This window comes from Microcoleus sp. Pol10D4 (genome assembly GCF_036701555.1).
Classification (GTDB): domain Bacteria; phylum Cyanobacteriota; class Cyanobacteriia; order Cyanobacteriales; family Microcoleaceae; genus Microcoleus.
This window is the reverse complement of the sequence record NZ_JAUBRA010000029.1, coordinates 59,216-75,574: the sequence shown is the minus strand read 5'-3', so window position 1 is coordinate 75,574 and position 16,359 is coordinate 59,216. Positions and strand designations below refer to the sequence as shown.

Annotated in this window: 18 protein-coding genes; 8 read left to right on the top strand and 10 right to left on the bottom strand. The window is 45.9% G+C overall.

Annotated features, from left to right (window positions below):
• Together QUA36_RS16265 and QUA36_RS16260 are read left to right on the top strand one after the other, a co-directional pair.
• Positions 1–84 (top strand): photosystem II protein D1 (locus QUA36_RS16265; RefSeq protein ID WP_333164242.1); only part of this gene is annotated, 84 nt, incomplete at its 5' end.
• A gap of 433 nt (positions 85–517) precedes the next feature.
• On the top strand, positions 518–1,273 hold the full coding sequence (locus tag QUA36_RS16260; RefSeq protein WP_333458387.1) for a GerMN domain-containing protein: 756 nt from the start codon (positions 518–520) through the stop codon (positions 1,271–1,273).
• A gap of 115 nt (positions 1,274–1,388) precedes the next feature.
• Here the strand turns inward: QUA36_RS16260 and QUA36_RS16255 are convergent, their stop codons facing one another.
• The 3 genes from QUA36_RS16255 to efp form a co-directional block, all read right to left on the bottom strand.
• On the bottom strand, positions 1,389–1,781 hold the full coding sequence (locus tag QUA36_RS16255) for an ArsR/SmtB family transcription factor (protein WP_006631662.1): 393 nt from the start codon (positions 1,779–1,781) through the stop codon (positions 1,389–1,391).
• A gap of 30 nt (positions 1,782–1,811) precedes the next feature.
• The gene (gene accB / locus QUA36_RS16250) at positions 1,812–2,369 is read right to left on the bottom strand and encodes an acetyl-CoA carboxylase biotin carboxyl carrier protein (protein WP_333163476.1); all 558 of its coding nucleotides are present in this window, start codon (positions 2,367–2,369) and stop codon (positions 1,812–1,814) included.
• A 199-nt stretch (positions 2,370–2,568) separates the two neighbouring features.
• Positions 2,569–3,126, bottom strand: coding sequence for an elongation factor P (gene efp / locus QUA36_RS16245; protein ID WP_333058573.1), 558 nt, complete (start codon positions 3,124–3,126; stop codon positions 2,569–2,571).
• Between the two features lie 424 nt (positions 3,127–3,550).
• Between efp and QUA36_RS16240 the strand changes: the two genes are divergently transcribed.
• The 3 genes from QUA36_RS16240 (at position 3,551) to thiL (ending at position 6,260) form a co-directional block, all read left to right on the top strand.
• On the top strand, positions 3,551–4,675 hold the full coding sequence (locus QUA36_RS16240; RefSeq protein WP_333163474.1) for a peptidylprolyl isomerase: 1,125 nt from the start codon (positions 3,551–3,553) through the stop codon (positions 4,673–4,675).
• 242 nt (positions 4,676–4,917) lie between these two features.
• A complete protein-coding gene (locus QUA36_RS16235; RefSeq protein ID WP_333458386.1) occupies positions 4,918–5,232 on the top strand; it encodes a hypothetical protein in 315 nt (104 codons plus the stop codon).
• A gap of 32 nt (positions 5,233–5,264) precedes the next feature.
• A complete protein-coding gene (gene thiL / locus QUA36_RS16230) occupies positions 5,265–6,260 on the top strand; it encodes a thiamine-phosphate kinase (protein WP_333458385.1) in 996 nt (331 codons plus the stop codon).
• An 88-nt stretch (positions 6,261–6,348) separates the two neighbouring features.
• Here the strand turns inward: thiL and QUA36_RS16225 are convergent, their stop codons facing one another.
• The 4 genes from QUA36_RS16225 to QUA36_RS16210 all read right to left on the bottom strand — a co-directional run bounded on the left by QUA36_RS16225 (position 6,349) and on the right by QUA36_RS16210 (position 9,658).
• A complete protein-coding gene (locus QUA36_RS16225; RefSeq protein WP_333163468.1) occupies positions 6,349–6,987 on the bottom strand; it encodes a hypothetical protein in 639 nt (212 codons plus the stop codon).
• 116 nt (positions 6,988–7,103) lie between these two features.
• Complete coding sequence (locus tag QUA36_RS16220; RefSeq protein ID WP_333452652.1) at positions 7,104–7,862, bottom strand: Uma2 family endonuclease; 759 nt, start codon at positions 7,860–7,862, stop codon at positions 7,104–7,106.
• Positions 7,863–7,959: 97 nt separating this feature from the next.
• Positions 7,960–9,150 (bottom strand): cysteine desulfurase family protein, encoded by a 1,191-nt coding sequence (locus QUA36_RS16215; RefSeq protein ID WP_333458384.1) that lies wholly within the window; start codon positions 9,148–9,150, stop codon positions 7,960–7,962.
• Positions 9,151–9,256: 106 nt separating this feature from the next.
• Positions 9,257–9,658: a DUF7682 family zinc-binding protein gene (locus QUA36_RS16210; RefSeq protein ID WP_333369389.1), complete on the bottom strand. Its 402-nt coding sequence runs from the start codon at positions 9,656–9,658 to the stop codon at positions 9,257–9,259.
• Between the two features lie 191 nt (positions 9,659–9,849).
• On the opposite strand from QUA36_RS16210, the gene QUA36_RS16205 reads away from it, so the two are divergent.
• Both QUA36_RS16205 and QUA36_RS16200 read left to right on the top strand, forming a co-directional pair.
• On the top strand, positions 9,850–11,514 hold the full coding sequence (locus QUA36_RS16205) for a DUF655 domain-containing protein (protein WP_333458383.1): 1,665 nt from the start codon (positions 9,850–9,852) through the stop codon (positions 11,512–11,514).
• Positions 11,515–11,716: 202 nt separating this feature from the next.
• Complete coding sequence (locus tag QUA36_RS16200; RefSeq protein WP_333163461.1) at positions 11,717–12,361, top strand: hypothetical protein; 645 nt, start codon at positions 11,717–11,719, stop codon at positions 12,359–12,361.
• A 170-nt stretch (positions 12,362–12,531) separates the two neighbouring features.
• Here QUA36_RS16200 and cax read toward each other — a convergent pair whose 3' ends face one another.
• On the bottom strand, positions 12,532–13,632 hold the full coding sequence (cax, locus tag QUA36_RS16195; RefSeq protein WP_333230631.1) for a calcium/proton exchanger: 1,101 nt from the start codon (positions 13,630–13,632) through the stop codon (positions 12,532–12,534).
• A gap of 194 nt (positions 13,633–13,826) precedes the next feature.
• On the opposite strand from cax, the gene QUA36_RS16190 reads away from it, so the two are divergent.
• Positions 13,827–14,576, top strand: a complete 750-nt coding sequence (locus QUA36_RS16190; RefSeq protein WP_333458382.1) for a Uma2 family endonuclease — start codon at positions 13,827–13,829, stop codon at positions 14,574–14,576.
• Positions 14,577–14,801: 225 nt separating this feature from the next.
• Here QUA36_RS16190 and QUA36_RS16185 read toward each other — a convergent pair whose 3' ends face one another.
• Both QUA36_RS16185 and QUA36_RS16180 read right to left on the bottom strand, forming a co-directional pair.
• Positions 14,802–15,422 (bottom strand): DUF6391 domain-containing protein, encoded by a 621-nt coding sequence (locus tag QUA36_RS16185; RefSeq protein WP_333458381.1) that lies wholly within the window; start codon positions 15,420–15,422, stop codon positions 14,802–14,804.
• Positions 15,423–15,599: 177 nt separating this feature from the next.
• Entirely contained in the window at positions 15,600–16,313 is a 714-nt protein-coding gene (locus QUA36_RS16180) for an MORN motif-containing protein (protein ID WP_333458380.1), read from the bottom strand.
• Between the last annotated feature and the right edge of the window lie 46 nt (positions 16,314–16,359).

Below are 16,359 nucleotides of genomic sequence, written 5' to 3'. Positions count from 1 at the left end.
CGCAATGCTCACAACTTCCCTCTCGACTTGGCTGCTGGTGAAACAACTCCCGTAGCTTTGGTTGCTCCTTCTATCAACGGTTAATTTTTAACTTGAGATTAACAAAAAGCGCTCCTAGAAATAGGGGCGCTTTTTGTTTGGGGAAAATATTTTTAGAGACCTGTTGCTATCCGTTAAATCCGTTAAATCCGTTAAATCCCTTACCTTCCTTACCTCCGTTGCCTTCCTTCTTGCTTTTTACTTATTTTTTATTCCTTTATTCTTTAATTTTTTATGATTACTATAGAATATAGCCACTAGGCCGATCGAGATACTGTGACATACTCCACGGGCGAAATCTTATATTATGGTCTAGGATTCCAATAGTCGGATTCAGAATATGTTGGGCTTGCTATAAAGTTTTCGCTAGCAGCAATGCAATTGTGTCAATTCCAGAATCTAACCATAGACAAATGTAGCTGATCAGGAGTCGCTCCTCACCGTCCCAAGCGCTCTATCTGTAAGGAGAATTTGTATTATGAAAGATGGACAAGAAGTACGCCGCGTTTCCACACCCGTGATTGCCGGTGTTTGCGGGTTGGCTTTACTAACGGGAGGGGGCATTGCCTGGTGGACCGCGAACCGTTCGCCAAGCCCCGCAGATACGCCGTCTTCTGCTCAAACTACGGCTCCGCCGCTGTCCCCAAGTCCTGCGGAATCTCCTGCTGTAGTTATCCCCGTACCCCCTCCAAATCCTGTCCAAGCGCCTACAGCTCAGACGCCTACAGCTCAGGCGCCTACAGTTCAGACGCCTAACGCTCTGGTGCCAAAGTCACCGCAGCCAAAACCTTTGCTGCAGACTGATGTCCAGACAGTGCAAGTCTACTGGGTTAAAGATGCGAGCGGCAAATTTGAGGGAGTTCCTACGAAAGTAGCTGTCAAACAAGCTGACAAGCCTGATGCAGCTTTACAAGCTGCTTTTAACAGTTTGTTGGCTGGGCCGAAGGATGGAACTGTTTCTAGCGAAATTCCTAATGGGACAAAACTCAGGGGTTTGAGTGTTAAGAATGACGGAGTTTATGTCGATTTGTCGGCCGAATTTACTTCCGGGGGAGGGAGCAATTCGATGACTGGCCGATTAGGGCAAGTTATCTATACGGCTACGAGTTTACAACCGAATACCAAGGTTTGGATTTCGGTGGAAGGGAAGCCTTTAGAACTTTTAGGCGGCGAAGGTTTGGAGGTGGCTCAGCCGAGTACCCGCCAAAGTTTTGACAAAAATTTTCCCCTTTAGTAATTATGAGTCATTAGTTACAAGTGATTAGTCATCGGTCTGAAGGCCGAGAATAGGAATTGATAACTGATGACTCATTACTGAGGATTGAGGATTGAGGACTGGCAACTAATTTTCAGTGCTTCGTAGTTAGGCTAAATGCCCGAAAGTGTAGGGCTTGCTGTTCGATCCTGCTGGCAAGCCGATCGCACACCATATTACACAGCTCAAAAATCAACTCGTCTTGCACCTTATAATAAGCTGAAGTCCCTTCACTCCGGCGAGTGAGGATACCAGCTTGGAGCATGAGTTTTAGGTGCTTAGAAACATTGGCTTGACTCGTTTGAGTAGCTTCCACCAATTCTTGCACGCATTTTTCGCCGTCGCGAAGCAAGTTCAAAATTCGTAAACGCATGGGTTCGCTCAAAATACTGAAATACTCAGCAACTTGTTGCACGACCTCTTGCGGGACAGGCTGGGATGACTTCATCAAACTCACCGGAGAGAAGTGATCGGGAAATATTAGCATTTATTCTGTCCATAACAATAAAGTAATCCTTCAATCCGGATTAATTCGCATCAACACTTGACCGTATTCGACAGGTTCGCCATTTTGAACTAAAATTTCCATCACTTGACCGGAGACTTCATCAGCATCGATCTCGTTCATCAGCTTCATCGCTTCGATAATACAGACTGTCTGGCTGACCTTGATGCGATCGCCCACATTGACAAAAGGTGGCTCGTCAGGAGCAGCAGCGCGATAAAAGGTTCCTACCATCGGCGAGATAATGGACACCCATTTGGTATCGACAGGGACAGACAGGGCAGCAGGCACGGCGGCAGGAGCGACCGGTGCAGGGGCAGCCAGATCCGCTGCTAAATTTTGGTCAACAGCAGGAGGTGAGGCTAAGGTGGGGCTAGCAACAGCGCCCAACAGGCTCGGAGCGACAGTCGCCACGGCAGCAGGGATCGCAGCAGAGGTGCCTGGTGAACTTGCCAGAATGCCTTTGCGTACTGTCAGTTCAATATCCCCACTTTTTAAAGTCAGTTCCGAAATGCCAGTTTTGTCTAATACAGTTAGCAAGTCACAAAGCTGGTTTAAGTCTAGTTGCACAGCAGATTCAAGGGTAATTAAGAATTGAAAATTGAAAATTGAAAATTGAAAATTCCGAATCCGGCGAAGCTAGGAGCATCAACGACTTTGGAGGCAAAAGGGATAGTTTTTAAGCTGTGAGCGATGAGTATTGAATTTGGACTTCTTTAACTCATAACTCAGAACTAAAAACTAAAAACTCCCTTTTCCTCCCTCGTTTCTACTCTCGGCCGAGGTACTTGTCTTCACGAGTATCAATCCGAATCCGTTCTCCAATGGAAATAAATAGAGGCACCATAACCTGAGCTCCGGTGGAGACGATCGCGGGTTTGCTGCCACCAGTGGCAGTATCTCCTTTGACTCCGGGATCGGTTTGCAGCACTTCCAAGACGACAGAGTTGGGTAGTTCCACTTCCATGATTTGGTCGTTCCAGCGCAGGATGCTGACTTCCATCCCTTCACTGAGGTACTTGACACGATCGCCTATTTGCTTAGCATTGAGGCGACTTTCCTCGTAAGTTTCCATATCCATAAAGACGAACTCGTCGCCCTCTTTATAGGTATGCTGCATCACACTCTTTTCCAGGTTGGCTTGAGGCATAGTCTCGCCCGCCCGGAAGGTTTGTTCTACTACGTTTCCGGTTTGGACGTTTTTTAATTTTGTCCGCACGAAAGCCGAGCCTTTTCCTGGCTTGACGTGGAGGAATTCGATAACCCGCCACACGCCGTTATTCCATTCAATTGAAACACCTGGTCGAAAGTCGTTACTGGAGATCATATAAATTTTTGCGGGCAATCCCGTCGCCTTGAGGCACGGGGTAACTACAGTCAGTCGATTTTAGATTTTAGATTTTAGATTTTAGATTTACTCCACAGATGAATTTGGGAGATTGAACCTTGGTCTAAAATTTTAATCTCTCCACGACAGGAGTCTGGGGATTGTATCCGTTTTTGAGCGGGTCAGGTTAACGTCGCAGTCTAGCTGACGGCATCAAAAAGCAATTGGCATTTTATTTTACCGTTCAAAGGGAGCAAGTGCTTTACTGAAATGTTAGTGGCAGTGGGCAGTGGGCTGTTGTCTGTTGTCTGTTGTTACTTGGCAACTCCCTCCCCAGCCAAACCAACAGACACTTTAGATAGGTAGCAGCTTAGAGGGCGGGCAGCGCTGTGGGAAGATAAGAGAGGCAATAAAAGTTAAAGTTATGTTGCATTGGCCTAATTTCTCGATCGATACGTGCAAGCGCTGGGTCAAAACCGTCGCTTTAGCGCTCTTGCTGTTCACTCTGTCCCTGAGTTTCAGTGCAGTCTCCCATGCCAAACGCCCCAGCAGCAGTATGCCTGCAGGGAATGCAATTACGGACGGCCGGGCACTGCTGCGCTTCGCTTTACCTATTGACAATCAGACTGTGCGAGAGTTGCAAGTCAGTCTCGAAGACATTGGCAACCACATACGGTCTAAACGTTGGGGGCCCATTAGCAGTGATGTCAGCAAGGCTTCCAGGATTCTCAACCTTCGGGAATCTGACCTTTTAGAGAGTATTCCCGACGCCAAAAAGCCGGAAGCTGAGGCGCTAGTTGCAGGAGTCAAGGAGAAAGTTGCTCAACTGGAAAAGGCTGTTGAGGCTAAAGACAGGGACAAAGTGATTGACTTGAAAGCCACAATCTTAGGTTCGGTAGGCGAAATCGAAGAGTTGATGGTGACAAAGTTTCCGTTTGAAGTGCCTGCCAAGTATGCTAATCTGCCTCAACTGAAAGGGCGCGCTACTGTGGCTGTACAAACTGAAAAAGGGGAAATTACTGTTGTGCTTGACGGCTACAGCGCCCCGGTTACGGCTGGTAATTTTGTGGATTTGGTCGATCGAGGTTTTTATGACGGTTTGCCGTTTATTCGATCGGAAGAATCCTACGTTTTGCAAACGGGAGACCCCGAAGGCAAGGAAGAGGGTTTTATTGACCCAGCTACTGGCAAATACCGGAATATACCGCTAGAAGTGCTCGTCAGGGACGAAAAAGAACCTATTTACGGGATTACTCTAGAAGATGCGGGGCGTTATCGTGACGAACCTGTTTTGCCTTTTTCTGCTTTCGGTACTGTGGCTATGGCCCGTACAGAAACTGACCCTGATAGCGCTTCTTCTCAGTTTTTCTTTTTCTTGTTTGAACCTGAACTCACGCCCGCTGGTCTGAATCTGTTGGACGGCCGCTATGCTGTTTTTGGTTACATGATTGAAGGAAAAGAAGTTTTGGAGCAACTGAAGCAGGGAGACAAGATTGTATCTGCTAAGGTAGTTAAAGGAATCGAAAATTTGGTGCGACCTCAAGTTTAATTAATGACAGCGATTGAAATCGCTTTGACACCAAAGTGACGGCGATTGAAATCGCTTTTACAGAAACAAAGCCCGCCTGCGCGGGCTGAAAAAATCAATAGTGACAGGCATTGAAATCTTTTCTAAATACAGATGACGGCGATTGAAATCAATTTGACACAGACAAAGCCCGCCGGAATCAGGCTGGAAGAAGAGATAATTTTTATAGTTTCGTTATTGGAAATAGGAATTAAATCGAGAATATGGCTATTTTACAATTTTTATTGGTAATGGGTTTGGGCGGATTCGCAGGCTTGTTGATTGTAAAAAATGTGAATGAAAGCAAGCAAAAGCAGCGGTTAGATGAGGCTTTTTATCAGTTGTTGGAAACTCAAAACAGTCAAATTTCGTTGATTCAACTAGCGGCTAATGCTAGGGTTGAGGCTGAAGTTGCTCAGCAGTATTTAAATCGGCAAGTTAAGATTTTTTCGGCGATTTTAGAGGTAGATGATGAAGGGGATACTTTTTATAGGTTTCCTAGGTTGCGCTTGCCGCCGAGTTCGGGTAAGGAATGGTGAATTGAGAAAGTGCGATCGACTAATTCAAATTTATGCAAGTTAAAGATATCGGTGAACAAGGTCTTTTAAGAATATTGCAAAAATTCTGCCCCGCAGAAATAGTTGGTGATGATTGCGCTGTCATGCCTACAAATCCCAACCAATCTCTCGCTATCACTACAGATATGTTGGTGGATGGAGTGCATTTTAGCGATCGCACTACGGGGCCTTATTACGCAGGATGGCGCGCCGCAGCGGCGAATTTGTCGGATCTGGCTGCGATGGGAGCAAAGCCTCTGGCGGTGACTGTAGCCCTTGCTGTGGCGGCGGATACGGCTGTGGAGTGGGTTGAAGAGTTTTATCGGGGGATGACGGCTTGCTTGCAAGAATATCATACGCCGATCGTCGGTGGGGATGTTGTGCGATCGCCCGTGGTGACTGTGGCGATTACTGCTTTCGGACAAGTTGAGTGCGATCGTACCATTAGTCGGTCAAATGCGCGATCGGGCTGGGCGATTGTCGCTACTGGGGTTCACGGAGCCTCCCGCGCGGGATTAGAATTGCTATTAAATCCAGAATTCGGGCAAAATCTGGAAAAGGTCGATCGAGCTTCTTTAATTCTCGCTCACCAGTGCCCTAAACCGAGGCTGGATGTTTTGCCGATTGTTTGGGAGATTTTAGATTCTGCGGGTGAGTTTTCCATCGCCGGAATGGACAGCAGCGACGGTTTAGCTGATGCGATTATTCAAATTTGTCGGGCTAGCGGTGTTGGCGCAAAAGTCGATCGCACAAAACTACCAATTCCCGATATTTTCAGCGAAATCCTATCAACCGAAAAAGCTTTAGATTGGGCATTATACGGCGGGGAAGATTTCGAGTTAGTGCTGTTTTTGCCAATAACAAGCGCTCAGTTATTAGTGGAAAAAATAGGAAATGGAGCCGCTATTGTGGGAACCGCTACCGATAGCACCGATATCTGGTTGACTGATAGCAGCGGTGTTTATCCTGATATTGTATTAAAGCTCGATCGAGGATTTCAACACTTCTGAATTATCTCTTAGTCCCCGTAGTCGGACTTGGTTTATGTAGACGCGGTTTCAACGGCCTGGTTTTTGCCCGTTACAGATTTTCCGCCAGCTAACCGTTGATTCTGTTACTGTAGGCATTAGTCAGATTATTTTGAGTTTGCGTCCATTTTTCGCTCCCAGGTTCCCGATTATTTAAAACTATTTGATAACCAGTAATGGCAATTTCAATATTGTTCGCTTTATTGCCACTGGGAAATTCACTAATATGAACACTCAAATTTTCAATGATACCGATAATTGAGCTAATTGTTTCTGAGTTTTCGCCGGTAATTAACTTCTGCGCTACTTGCTGTAAAATATCGGCAAAACGGGCATTGAGAAGATGTTGCCGTTGATCTAGCATGGGGTAAATTACTGCAATATCGCCATTGCTATCTTGTTCTGCTTGCAATAATTCTAGGAAAAAGTTTGCATACTCTTGGGGCTTTTCACCTTCAGAGTTATTGCTATCTCCCTCATCGTTCCTATCGATGAATTGCCATAGCTGGCTGGCAAGATTTCGGAGGAAATTAGCGCCATTCTCGCCTCCTTGTTCTGCCAAGGTTGATGCTACTAACTCGCAAGTTTCCAGAAATCCGCGATCGAGTAATTCTAAGTTATCCTGTAAAATCTGCGGTTCCTCTCCATTGGGGCAATTCAGCAGAGTGTGAATTAATTGCAGATAGGCTTGGGCGCGGTTTTCTTCCATTTTGGGGAGTTGTGAATAACACCGGGATTTATTTTATCATGATTCGATGGTTTGGCGGTTGAAACTGCGTCTACACACACGAAGCGACTCCATGATTTCCACCGCCGAATCATCTATTACAATTGATTTAGATCGATTCCCATTTCTCGCAGTCTTAATTCTAAAGCTTGCGAGCGCGATCGTTCTTGTTCGAGCAAAGTTTCTGTCTCAGTGGCGCGTTGCTCTGCTTGTTGCCGCAGTTGCTCTGCTTGCTGAGCTTGTTGCTCTGCCTCAATAGCCCGCGCTTCCGCCTGTCGTCGCAATTGAGCGAGTTCCACAAAACTCATAAACGCTTCTCCAGACGGCCCAAACATTTCGAGTCCCGTTTCAGATAATTGAAACCGGACGCCCAGTCGGGGACTGATCCAACCGTCTATTTGTTCGATCGCTTCTAATTGTTCCTCTTGACGTTGCCATCCAGTCAACTCTAATGTTTGTGGGTCGTACAAATAGTATTCTTCCACACCATAACGTTCGTAAAATTTGAACTTTTGAATCATCGGAGCGGGCCGATTTCCCGGCGACCAAATTTCAAACACAACTTGTGGCCCAATATTATCTTCATTCCACTGTTGATAGGAACCACGATAACCTTTTGGTCTGCCAAAAACTACCATCACATCTGGTGCTTGGCAAATTTTATTATTTCCTTCAACGGGATACCAAAGCAAGTCGCCGGCAACGAAAACATTCGGGTCATTTGCAAACAATAGTTCGGAATTTTCCTTAATCCAAACGATTAACCGAAACTGCTCGGTATTATCTGACATTGGTTCGCCATTATCGTCGGGGTAGATGATATTTTGTTTGTCGGGAGATTGCAGTTTTGTAACCATTGCTTTTTCCCCAAAATAGATGGTGATTTTATTTTAGTGTAAATGATATCAAGCGGCTTTTTTGTGTGTAGACGTGTTTTCAAGATCAGAATCCTTCCTAACGCCTCGATAATGCTACCTTTGGCATTAATCTATCCAAAATTTGCTCGATCGCAATTACTGTCCAATCAATATCAGCTTCTGTGGTTTCTCGTCCTAGAGTCAAGCGAATTCCACCAACGGCGCCGATTTCGTCATATCCCATTGCTAATAATATCGGACTGGGAGTTAGTTTGCCGCTGCTACAAGCAGAACCGGAACTAATGCCAATTCCTGCTAAATTTAGCTGCCGCACGAGAGTTTTGCCTGTGATTCGCCCTGTATCTCTCTTTTGGTAAGGGCGGGAGGAAGGGGAGACTATGCAAAAACTGACGTGGTGTGGGAGTCGGAAATATCGATCGCCAGTTGGTACTAAACTGTGTACGTGGGATAATCGGTCAAAAAGCCGATCGCGCAATGCAATTAACCTCGGCGTTTCCACATCTATTTCCTGCAATGCTAACTCCGCCGCCACCCCAAAACCGACGATTGCCGGCAGCGCTTGTGTCCCGGAACGCATTTTCAATTCTTGGCCACCACCGCCCAACATTGGCACTAATTCTACTCCCGGACGCACATAAAGCGCGCCTGCACCTTGTGGCCCGTAAAGTTTGTGACTGGAAACCGAAAGCAAGTCTACGGGCAATTTCTGCACGTCAATCGGCAGCTTGCCGGCAACTTGAACTGCATCGGTATGAAACATGATATTGCGATCGCGCGCAATTTGTCCTAATGCCTCAATTGGTTGCAGCGTTCCAACTTCGCTTTGTCCGTAAATGATGGAAATTAACACTGTATTCGATCGCAGCGACTCTTGCAAATCCAAAGGGTGAATTCGCCCAAATTTATCCACCGGTAGGCGCGTTACTTCCCATCCCAACTGTTCGAGTTGTCGCGCCGGTTCTGCTACTGCGGAGTGCTCTACGCTGGAGATAATAATATGCTGTGGCTTTGTATAAAGACGCGCAATTCCCATAATTGCCAAATTGTTCGCTTCAGTGCCACCACTGGTAAAAATCATCGATTCCGGTAGCGCGTTAATTAAGCTAGCAACCTGCATTCTTGCTAATTCTAAAGCTGTCGCCGCCCTTTGTCCCCACTCGTGCAAGCTGGAAGGATTTCCCCACTGCTGAGTCAGGGCTTTTTGCATGGCTTGAATCGCTTCTGGGCGTGCGGGTGTTGTGGCACTATAGTCGAGGTAAATTTGCATGATAAATAACTAATTAATGAAAGTTGACTGTTGACTGCTGACTGTTGACTGTGGACTGTGGACTGTTGATTGTTGTGAGTGGCTACCAATAACCAATAACTGATGACTAACTTCCTGGTTTACAGACGTTGTAGTCTTCGTGCGACAATACTTTTTGGGGAATTAAGAAAGTGCCGCAATCTTCACACAGCATTCTGTAGTTGCGAGTTACAGGAATACTGATTATTAAACGGTTGTGACGCAGGCGTTTGCCGCCGAAATCTCTGTAATTCTTATTGTCGCCCAAAGCTGCTATAATTGACCGGGCTTTAGTAACTACGTGGTCGGGCAGGCCTCTGAGATCGATGATATCTCGAGCAAATGATGCTTCCCTCTCTTGCTTTTTGGTTTGTTTTTGTGTCAGCACTTCAACGTAATGCTGCTGCGCCACCAACTCTTGCGTGCAGCGATGGCACGCTTTACCATATCCTTTGTGACCGCACGGAAAAATTCTTTTTCTTTTAGCCATAAAGCAGCGGTATAGGGTTTGACCCACGCCCCTGAATGCTGCTACCCTACGAGTGATGCTTCCGGCATCGAGGCAGTTCTACAAGACGTAAAATCTGTTCCCTTGCATAAATTTAATAGGTTGTAACTTTACTTGATCCAATAGCTTTGAACTGTGAGAAGGCTAATAACCTCTATATTTATTAAAATTTTGTGGCTGTAGTGTATTATCATTTACTCGGTTTCTGCTGTGCTGGGCTGGTGGCGATCAATCTGGCGGGCTGCGGACAAACAAAGCAAGACGTGCAGAATTTACCTCTCAGTCTGGCTCCATTGCCTCAAGACCCCTTGTTGCAAGTATACTTCAATCAGTCGATCGCTTCGAGTTATACAGAGCCTTACCGCCAGCAAACTAGACCTGGAGATGATTTAGAAAACTCGATCGCTGTGGCGATCGCCAGTGCTGGATCGACGGTAGATGTAGCGGTTCAGGAGTTTCGCTTGCCCAGTATTGCGAGGGTTTTGGCCGATCGACAGCGATCGGGAATTAAAGTGAGATTAATTGTCGAACATATCTATAGTCGCCCTTGGAGCGATTTTACAGCCCAAGAGTTGGCGAAATTACCGGAAAGAGAGCGCGATCGTTATAGCGAATTTCTGCAACTTGCCGATACCAATAAAGACGGTAAATTGAGTGCCGATGAAATCAAGCAAAATGATGCTTTGGTAATTGTCAAGGATGCGGGTATTCCTGTAATTGATGACACTGCTGACGGCAGTAAAGGCAGCGGTTTGATGCACCACAAATTTGTGGTAATTGATGGCAAAACCGTAATCGTCACTTCTGCTAATTTTACCACAAGCGATATACACGGCGATTTCAAGACAGCAGCAAGTCGCGGTAATGCGAACAATTTGGTGAAAATTGAAAATGCTCAAGTAGCGCAACTATTTACTCAAGAATTTAACATCATGTGGGGCGACGGGCCCGGAGGCAAACCGGACAGCAATTTTGGCATTAAAAAGCCGTTTCGTCAAGTGCAAAAAGTAAGAGTAGGGAATGCGACAGTGGCGGTGCAATTTTCGCCGACTTCCCAGACTTTGCCTTGGGAAAAAAGCGTTAACAGTTTGATAAATCGAAATTTGGGTAGTGCGAAAAAGTCGGTTGATTTGGCATTGTTTGTATTTTCGGCTCAGCGGTTGTCAAATACTTTGGAAATTGAAGCTGGGCGAGGAGTTGCGGTGCGAGCTTTAATTGACTCTAATTTTATTTATCGCTCTTACAGTGAAGGGTTGGATATGATGGGGGCGACTTTGATGCAAGATTGCGGGTTAGAAACTGACAATCGCCCTTGGAGAAAGCCGCTGACTACGGTGGGAGTACCCCTGTTACCAATGGGCGATCGCCTGCACCACAAATTCGGCGTTGTAGACGGCAAAACGGTGCTTACAGGTTCTCACAACTGGAGTGAAGCGGCAAATCACGGGAATGACGAGACGCTGCTGGCGATCGAGAGTCCCGTAGTTGCAGCCCATTTTGAGCGGGAGTTCGATCGGCTTTACAAAGGTGCAACCTTGGGAATCCCCGCCCGAATCAAACAGAGAATTGATGCTAAGAAAAAAGAGTGCGATTCACTACAAGCAGCATCAAAAGCGACGAGTGCTAAACCTCAAATTGCTGGAGGTAAAAAGTTAGTTAATTTGAATGCCGCGACTCAGGAAGAGTTAGAAACCTTGCCTGGGGTTGGCCCGAAGTTAGCCGAGAGAATTATTGCAGCGCGGCAACAGCAACCTTTCACCTCTTTGGAAGATGTGGCACGGGTACAGGGAATCGGGGACAAGATTTTAGAGAGATGGCGCGATCGAGTAACTTGGTAGTTAAGTTCGTACTCAGGACTTCATTCCTGACTCCACAAAGTTCGCACGCACTCAGGAGTTCAGTTTTCCCTTTAGCAACTCAGGATCAAAGACTCAAGTCCTCACTAGAAACCTATTAGATCTACTTTGACAACACATCAGCTCTCAAGTTAAAATAACTTCTAAATAAAATGCTATCTATTCACCTGAGAGGTAGAGAGAGATGGAACACGCCAGATTTGTTACGGGGAACCCACAAATCAAATTTCTAGCTATTTTTCTGGGGGCAATTTTTTTGGCGCTAGCAGCTTTCACAGTTAGCGCCCAGCAGACTAGCGAAGCACAATTTAGGGTCAAAAACGAAAACGCTTTTAATATTAATTTAATTCAATTTAAGCGCACTGAATATGTAGGTCCGTGTGCCGGTACTGTCTTCTCCCCTGATTCGCAAAGCGCTCGATTTGTCTCCAGCAAGACTCCTCCCGGCCCTAACAGAAGGGTAATGATTAAAAATGTGACTGATGGCATGGAAACTAACCCCTATCCTTACACAGACCGAGGTTACAATAAAGGTGAGTTCTCCGAGGATTTTGGATTCAAGTTGGGTAACAGTCACAAAACAAGAACTTTTTCGGTTTTAGAGGGAGAAAATAAGTTTCTCTATGAAATTAAAGAAAATGACCAAGTTATAGAACAGGGTGCGCTTACGGCTGAAGTTTCTATACAAAACTTAGGTACTTTTCCCCGTCAGCAAATTTGTCAAGATCAGGTAGAATGTCGGGATACTTCTGATTGTCGCGATCGTAAAGGCAGAAAAAGAAGTTGCAGACAAGAGTGTTTTCCTGTTCAACAATGTCGCTGTCCCTAACTACTTTCTGTCCAAAAATTATTTTATTTAATTAAGGCCAGAAGACAAAGAGGAATAACAAACCAGAAACAAGATAAGTTATTACTCGTTCCCAGGCACAGCCTAGGAACCAGTTAAGAAAATTAATTGAGTTTTTGTGGAACAGGCCGGAGTGCCTGTTCCACCAGAAATCAAGTAATGGGGTGAAAGTAAAAGGCGGCTCCTAAGACGATGTATGTTGCTAAAAGCAGCACTCCTTCGAGCCAATTCGATCGCCCGTCAAGACTAATTAGATTAGCAATTGTCACGGCAATGGCAACTGCAACTACTTCAAACGGATTGAAGTTTAAATCCATCGGCTGATGAATTATTAATCCGATAATTACCAACACCGGCGCTACCAGCAAAGCAACTAGCAAACTCGAACCCATTGCGACAGAAACTGACAAATCCATATTGTTTTTCATCGCAACTCCCACCGCAGTTACATACTCGGCCGCACCGCCAACAATCGGCAACAGAATTACCCCTGTAAACAGTGGCGTTAATCCCAATCCTTTGGTAGTTTCTTCGACAACACCCACGAAAATTTCTGATTCAAAAGCAACGGCAACAGTTGAGGCAACTAGCACCCCTATCCACAGCCACAAATTAGGTTTGTGCGTAGTAGATTCCTCTTTGGTATTTTGAGGATTTTCTGACTCTAGTTCTAGTAAGCTCACCTCGTAAAGATAGCTGTGAGTTTTTAATGAAAATAGCAGAGTTAGAGCGTAAACTGCGATTAGGACGATCGCAGTTATTAAGGAAAGATTCTGAATGGCTGCGGGCTCGACTCCATTGGAGGTGTAAATTACCATTGTCGGCAGCAGGATGGCAATCACTGCTAGAGTCATTGTCGAACCGTTCACCCGCGCGATTATTGGCTTAAATTCCTGTTCTTTGTAGCGAATTCCTCCTAACAGCATGGAAAATCCCATGACTAAAAGCAAGTTGCTGATAATTGTACCGGTTATGCTGGCTTTCACAATGTCAATTAAGCCAGCTTTTAAGGCAACTATGGCAATAATTAATTCCGTAGCATTGCCGAAGACTGCATTTAATAAGCCGCCTATGGAGGGGCCTGTAACGATCGCCACTTCTTCTGTTGCTGTGCTCAACCAAATAGCCAGAGGTATAATGCCTAAAGCGGATGTGATGAAAACTGCAAGGGAACCCCAGTGCAAATACTCAGCGGCGATGGAAATGGGGATAAAAATTAACAGCGCTATGGAAAGAATCTTTTTGATTGACATAGGAAATCGGATGGTGTATGTAAAGGTGAGGTCGAGTTGTCGGGGCGATCGCAAAGTTGATTTTACACTATTCAACTATTCTCTGACTGTTCGGGTGGCGAGTGCGATCGATAAGTGGGAATTTTTAACCGCAACTGTACCCAGATCGAGGCAGATTCAATATAATAGAATTATATCGACATCGGTGAAAAGATATGTCTCAATCTGTAGTGCCAGTTGTTGAATCAAAGCAAATTGATACTTCACCCACCTTGACCTTTGAAGAATACCGATTTTATCAAACTGATTCCGATCTACAATATGAACTGTACAAAGGCAAATTAATTCCGATGCCAACCGCAACAGTTTTACATATTAAAATTTGCGAATACTTAGTTTACAAATTGCAGCGTTACCTAGCGGAACACAATCTTGACTTAGTAGCAAAAACAGGGCTGGGAGTAAGAACAGAAGAAGATATCTCTCGGATTCCTGATGTAGTTGTTTGCACTCAAAGTCTTTTGGAACAAGCTGCTTCTAGACAAGGTTCGGGTATCCTCGATTTTGAGGAAAAGCCCCTGTTAGTCATAGAAGTAGTGAGTCAAAATCGGCGCGCCGATTATGTGATTAAACGAGCTGAGTACGAACTAGCTAACGTACCTGAATATGTAATTGTTGACCCTACACCTAACAAAGAACTGGTGCGAGTTCTAGCCTTTCCTGAAGGTGAAGACATCTATACCCAGACAGATTTTGTGCCGGGGCAACAAATGGTGTCTGTAGTATTTCCAAATCTGACATTATCAGTGAATGAAATACTGTCTCCGCCATTAGTTGAAGGGTTGATTAAAGCAGAACAAGCTCGCTTCCATGAACTTGAGCAGCAAGCTGCGGTGGATCGCCAACGGGCTGAAAGATTGGCGGTGAGGTTGCGAGAATTAGGAGTAGATCCCGATCGCATTTAGGATCTTCGATGACCCAGAATTCATGAGTTAATTGTTATTAGTTATATCAAATCCGCGCTGCATCAGAATTATTCAGATATCTCTGATCTTCATCTGCGTGAATCCACGTCAATCCCTTGTCATCTGCGGTTGCAAAATTCTCTTTTTTTGACCGCAGATATAGGCAGATTAACACAGATTAACGCAGATGAGTTAGATATATCGATCGGGCTTGATACTGTGCAACTATTCAACCCAACGCACCCGCACAAAATGAGCTTCGCGTCCCCAGAAGTCGTGACTTACAGTAATATCAACAACACTCAAATTAAACGGAATAGCAGTTGTGACGTAACGCTGAGCCAGAGCTCCCACATCAGGAGCTAACTGAGCCGCCGCCGCCGCCGCTGCACCCAAACCGAATAGTTGCAGAATGGGCCCGCGAGGCAGGGCTAAATTGATGCCGACAGCAAGTCCTGCCGTTAGCAGCATTGCCACCGACAAATTCGTGCCACAGCGGGGATGTACAGCTAAATCCCACTCTCCGCTTGCAATCCGGTGCAAAGCCTCGCGGACTCCCTGACGCAACTGTGCAATGTTAACGTGGCCATAAAGATAAAACCCTTGGTCTGTGGACATCCCGCCCAATAACTCATTATCGGTTCTTGCTGTCGTCGCACCAAACGATTGGCCCAGTACCCAAACGGTAGCGTGTTCCAAAGCATGAACTTGGCGCAGAGTCAAGACTTCCTTCAAACCGGGCACAAAATCGAGTTGTCGCAACAAATCAGCATCTTGAGTCCGCTGCGGGGCAAAGTCGAAGGGAAACTGGCCGGTGCGGCCGGAAGCAGAAGCAGTAGTTGTCATCTCAAAACGCCTCCATTAACTCCATTAAGTGGATATTTAAGATTAGCAATTCTGTTGAGAAAAAGCCGGTCATACATTATCAATAGTTGTGACTTTAAAACCTAGCAAGGGCAGGTTTTGTGCAAAAATTATTAGCCCTCAACCTGCCCTTACTAATAGATCGCACTTATTCCCGGTTTATCGTTCGAGCCGCTGGCCGTCGCGGAACACTCCCGGAAACCGCCGGCCACTGGTATCGATAATTGTCCCTTTGCCGTGAGGCAATCCCTGGCGGAACTCTCCCTGATAGCGGATACCGTTAGAAAACGCGCAGCTACCCCTAGCATCGAGTTCTTGATTAAAGAACTGTCCCGAACACCGGGTACCGTCCGCGCGGGTGAACACCCCCGCACCTAAAGGCTTACCCCCTAAAAATTGGCCGACAAAGCGATCGCCGTTAGCAAAAATGAATTGCCCCTGTCCAGTCGGCGTACCCACTTTCCAATCCAGAGAAAACGGGCCTATATAGCGATCGCCATTAGTAAAAATAGCTGTCCCGGAGCTGATTTTGCCATCTCGGAATATGCCCTCCACGCGGGCGTCGTCCTTAAATATAAATTGTCCTCGACCGTTTGGCTGGCCGAGACGGAACTGCCCCTCATAGCGATCGCCGTTGGAGTATATGTATACCCCCGTGCCACTGGGCAAACCGTTAACGAACTGTCCGATGTAGCTATCGCCATCGTCATAATCGCACCTGACCCTACCTGTAGCGATAGCTGGCACGCAGCGACCGCTTTTAGCTCCTGTCCCTTGCGCCATTGATGGCAAGGGATAAGTCGCGTAACTACCAATTCCCAACACTGATGTAACTAATAGAGCGATTCCACTGGTTTTAAAACGGGAAATCATTAACTAAGTCTCTCCTATACGCTTCTGGATATTATTTTCCTTCGTC

Excerpts from the sequence above, each read along its gene's own strand:
- QUA36_RS16260 (WP_333458387.1), top strand. The coding sequence starts at position 518 with ATGAAAGATGGACAAGAAGTACGCCGCGTTTCCACACCCGTGATTGCC.
- QUA36_RS16225 (WP_333163468.1), bottom strand. The coding sequence starts at position 6,987 with ATGGAAGAAAACCGCGCCCAAGCCTATCTGCAATTAATTCACACTCTG.
- QUA36_RS16200 (WP_333163461.1), top strand. The coding sequence starts at position 11,717 with ATGGAACACGCCAGATTTGTTACGGGGAACCCACAAATCAAATTTCTA.
- QUA36_RS16190 (WP_333458382.1), top strand. The coding sequence starts at position 13,827 with ATGTCTCAATCTGTAGTGCCAGTTGTTGAATCAAAGCAAATTGATACT.
- QUA36_RS16215 (WP_333458384.1), bottom strand. The coding sequence starts at position 9,150 with ATGCAAATTTACCTCGACTATAGTGCCACAACACCCGCACGCCCAGAA.
- QUA36_RS16240 (WP_333163474.1), top strand. The coding sequence starts at position 3,551 with ATGTTGCATTGGCCTAATTTCTCGATCGATACGTGCAAGCGCTGGGTC.
- thiL (WP_333458385.1), top strand. The coding sequence starts at position 5,265 with ATGCAAGTTAAAGATATCGGTGAACAAGGTCTTTTAAGAATATTGCAA.
- QUA36_RS16180 (WP_333458380.1), bottom strand. The coding sequence starts at position 16,313 with ATGATTTCCCGTTTTAAAACCAGTGGAATCGCTCTATTAGTTACATCA.
- QUA36_RS16255 (WP_006631662.1), bottom strand. The coding sequence starts at position 1,781 with ATGCTAATATTTCCCGATCACTTCTCTCCGGTGAGTTTGATGAAGTCA.
- efp (WP_333058573.1), bottom strand. The coding sequence starts at position 3,126 with ATGATCTCCAGTAACGACTTTCGACCAGGTGTTTCAATTGAATGGAAT.
- QUA36_RS16220 (WP_333452652.1), bottom strand. The coding sequence starts at position 7,862 with ATGGTTACAAAACTGCAATCTCCCGACAAACAAAATATCATCTACCCC.
- cax (WP_333230631.1), bottom strand. The coding sequence starts at position 13,632 with ATGTCAATCAAAAAGATTCTTTCCATAGCGCTGTTAATTTTTATCCCC.
- QUA36_RS16235 (WP_333458386.1), top strand. The coding sequence starts at position 4,918 with ATGGCTATTTTACAATTTTTATTGGTAATGGGTTTGGGCGGATTCGCA.
- QUA36_RS16210 (WP_333369389.1), bottom strand. The coding sequence starts at position 9,658 with ATGGCTAAAAGAAAAAGAATTTTTCCGTGCGGTCACAAAGGATATGGT.
- QUA36_RS16185 (WP_333458381.1), bottom strand. The coding sequence starts at position 15,422 with ATGACAACTACTGCTTCTGCTTCCGGCCGCACCGGCCAGTTTCCCTTC.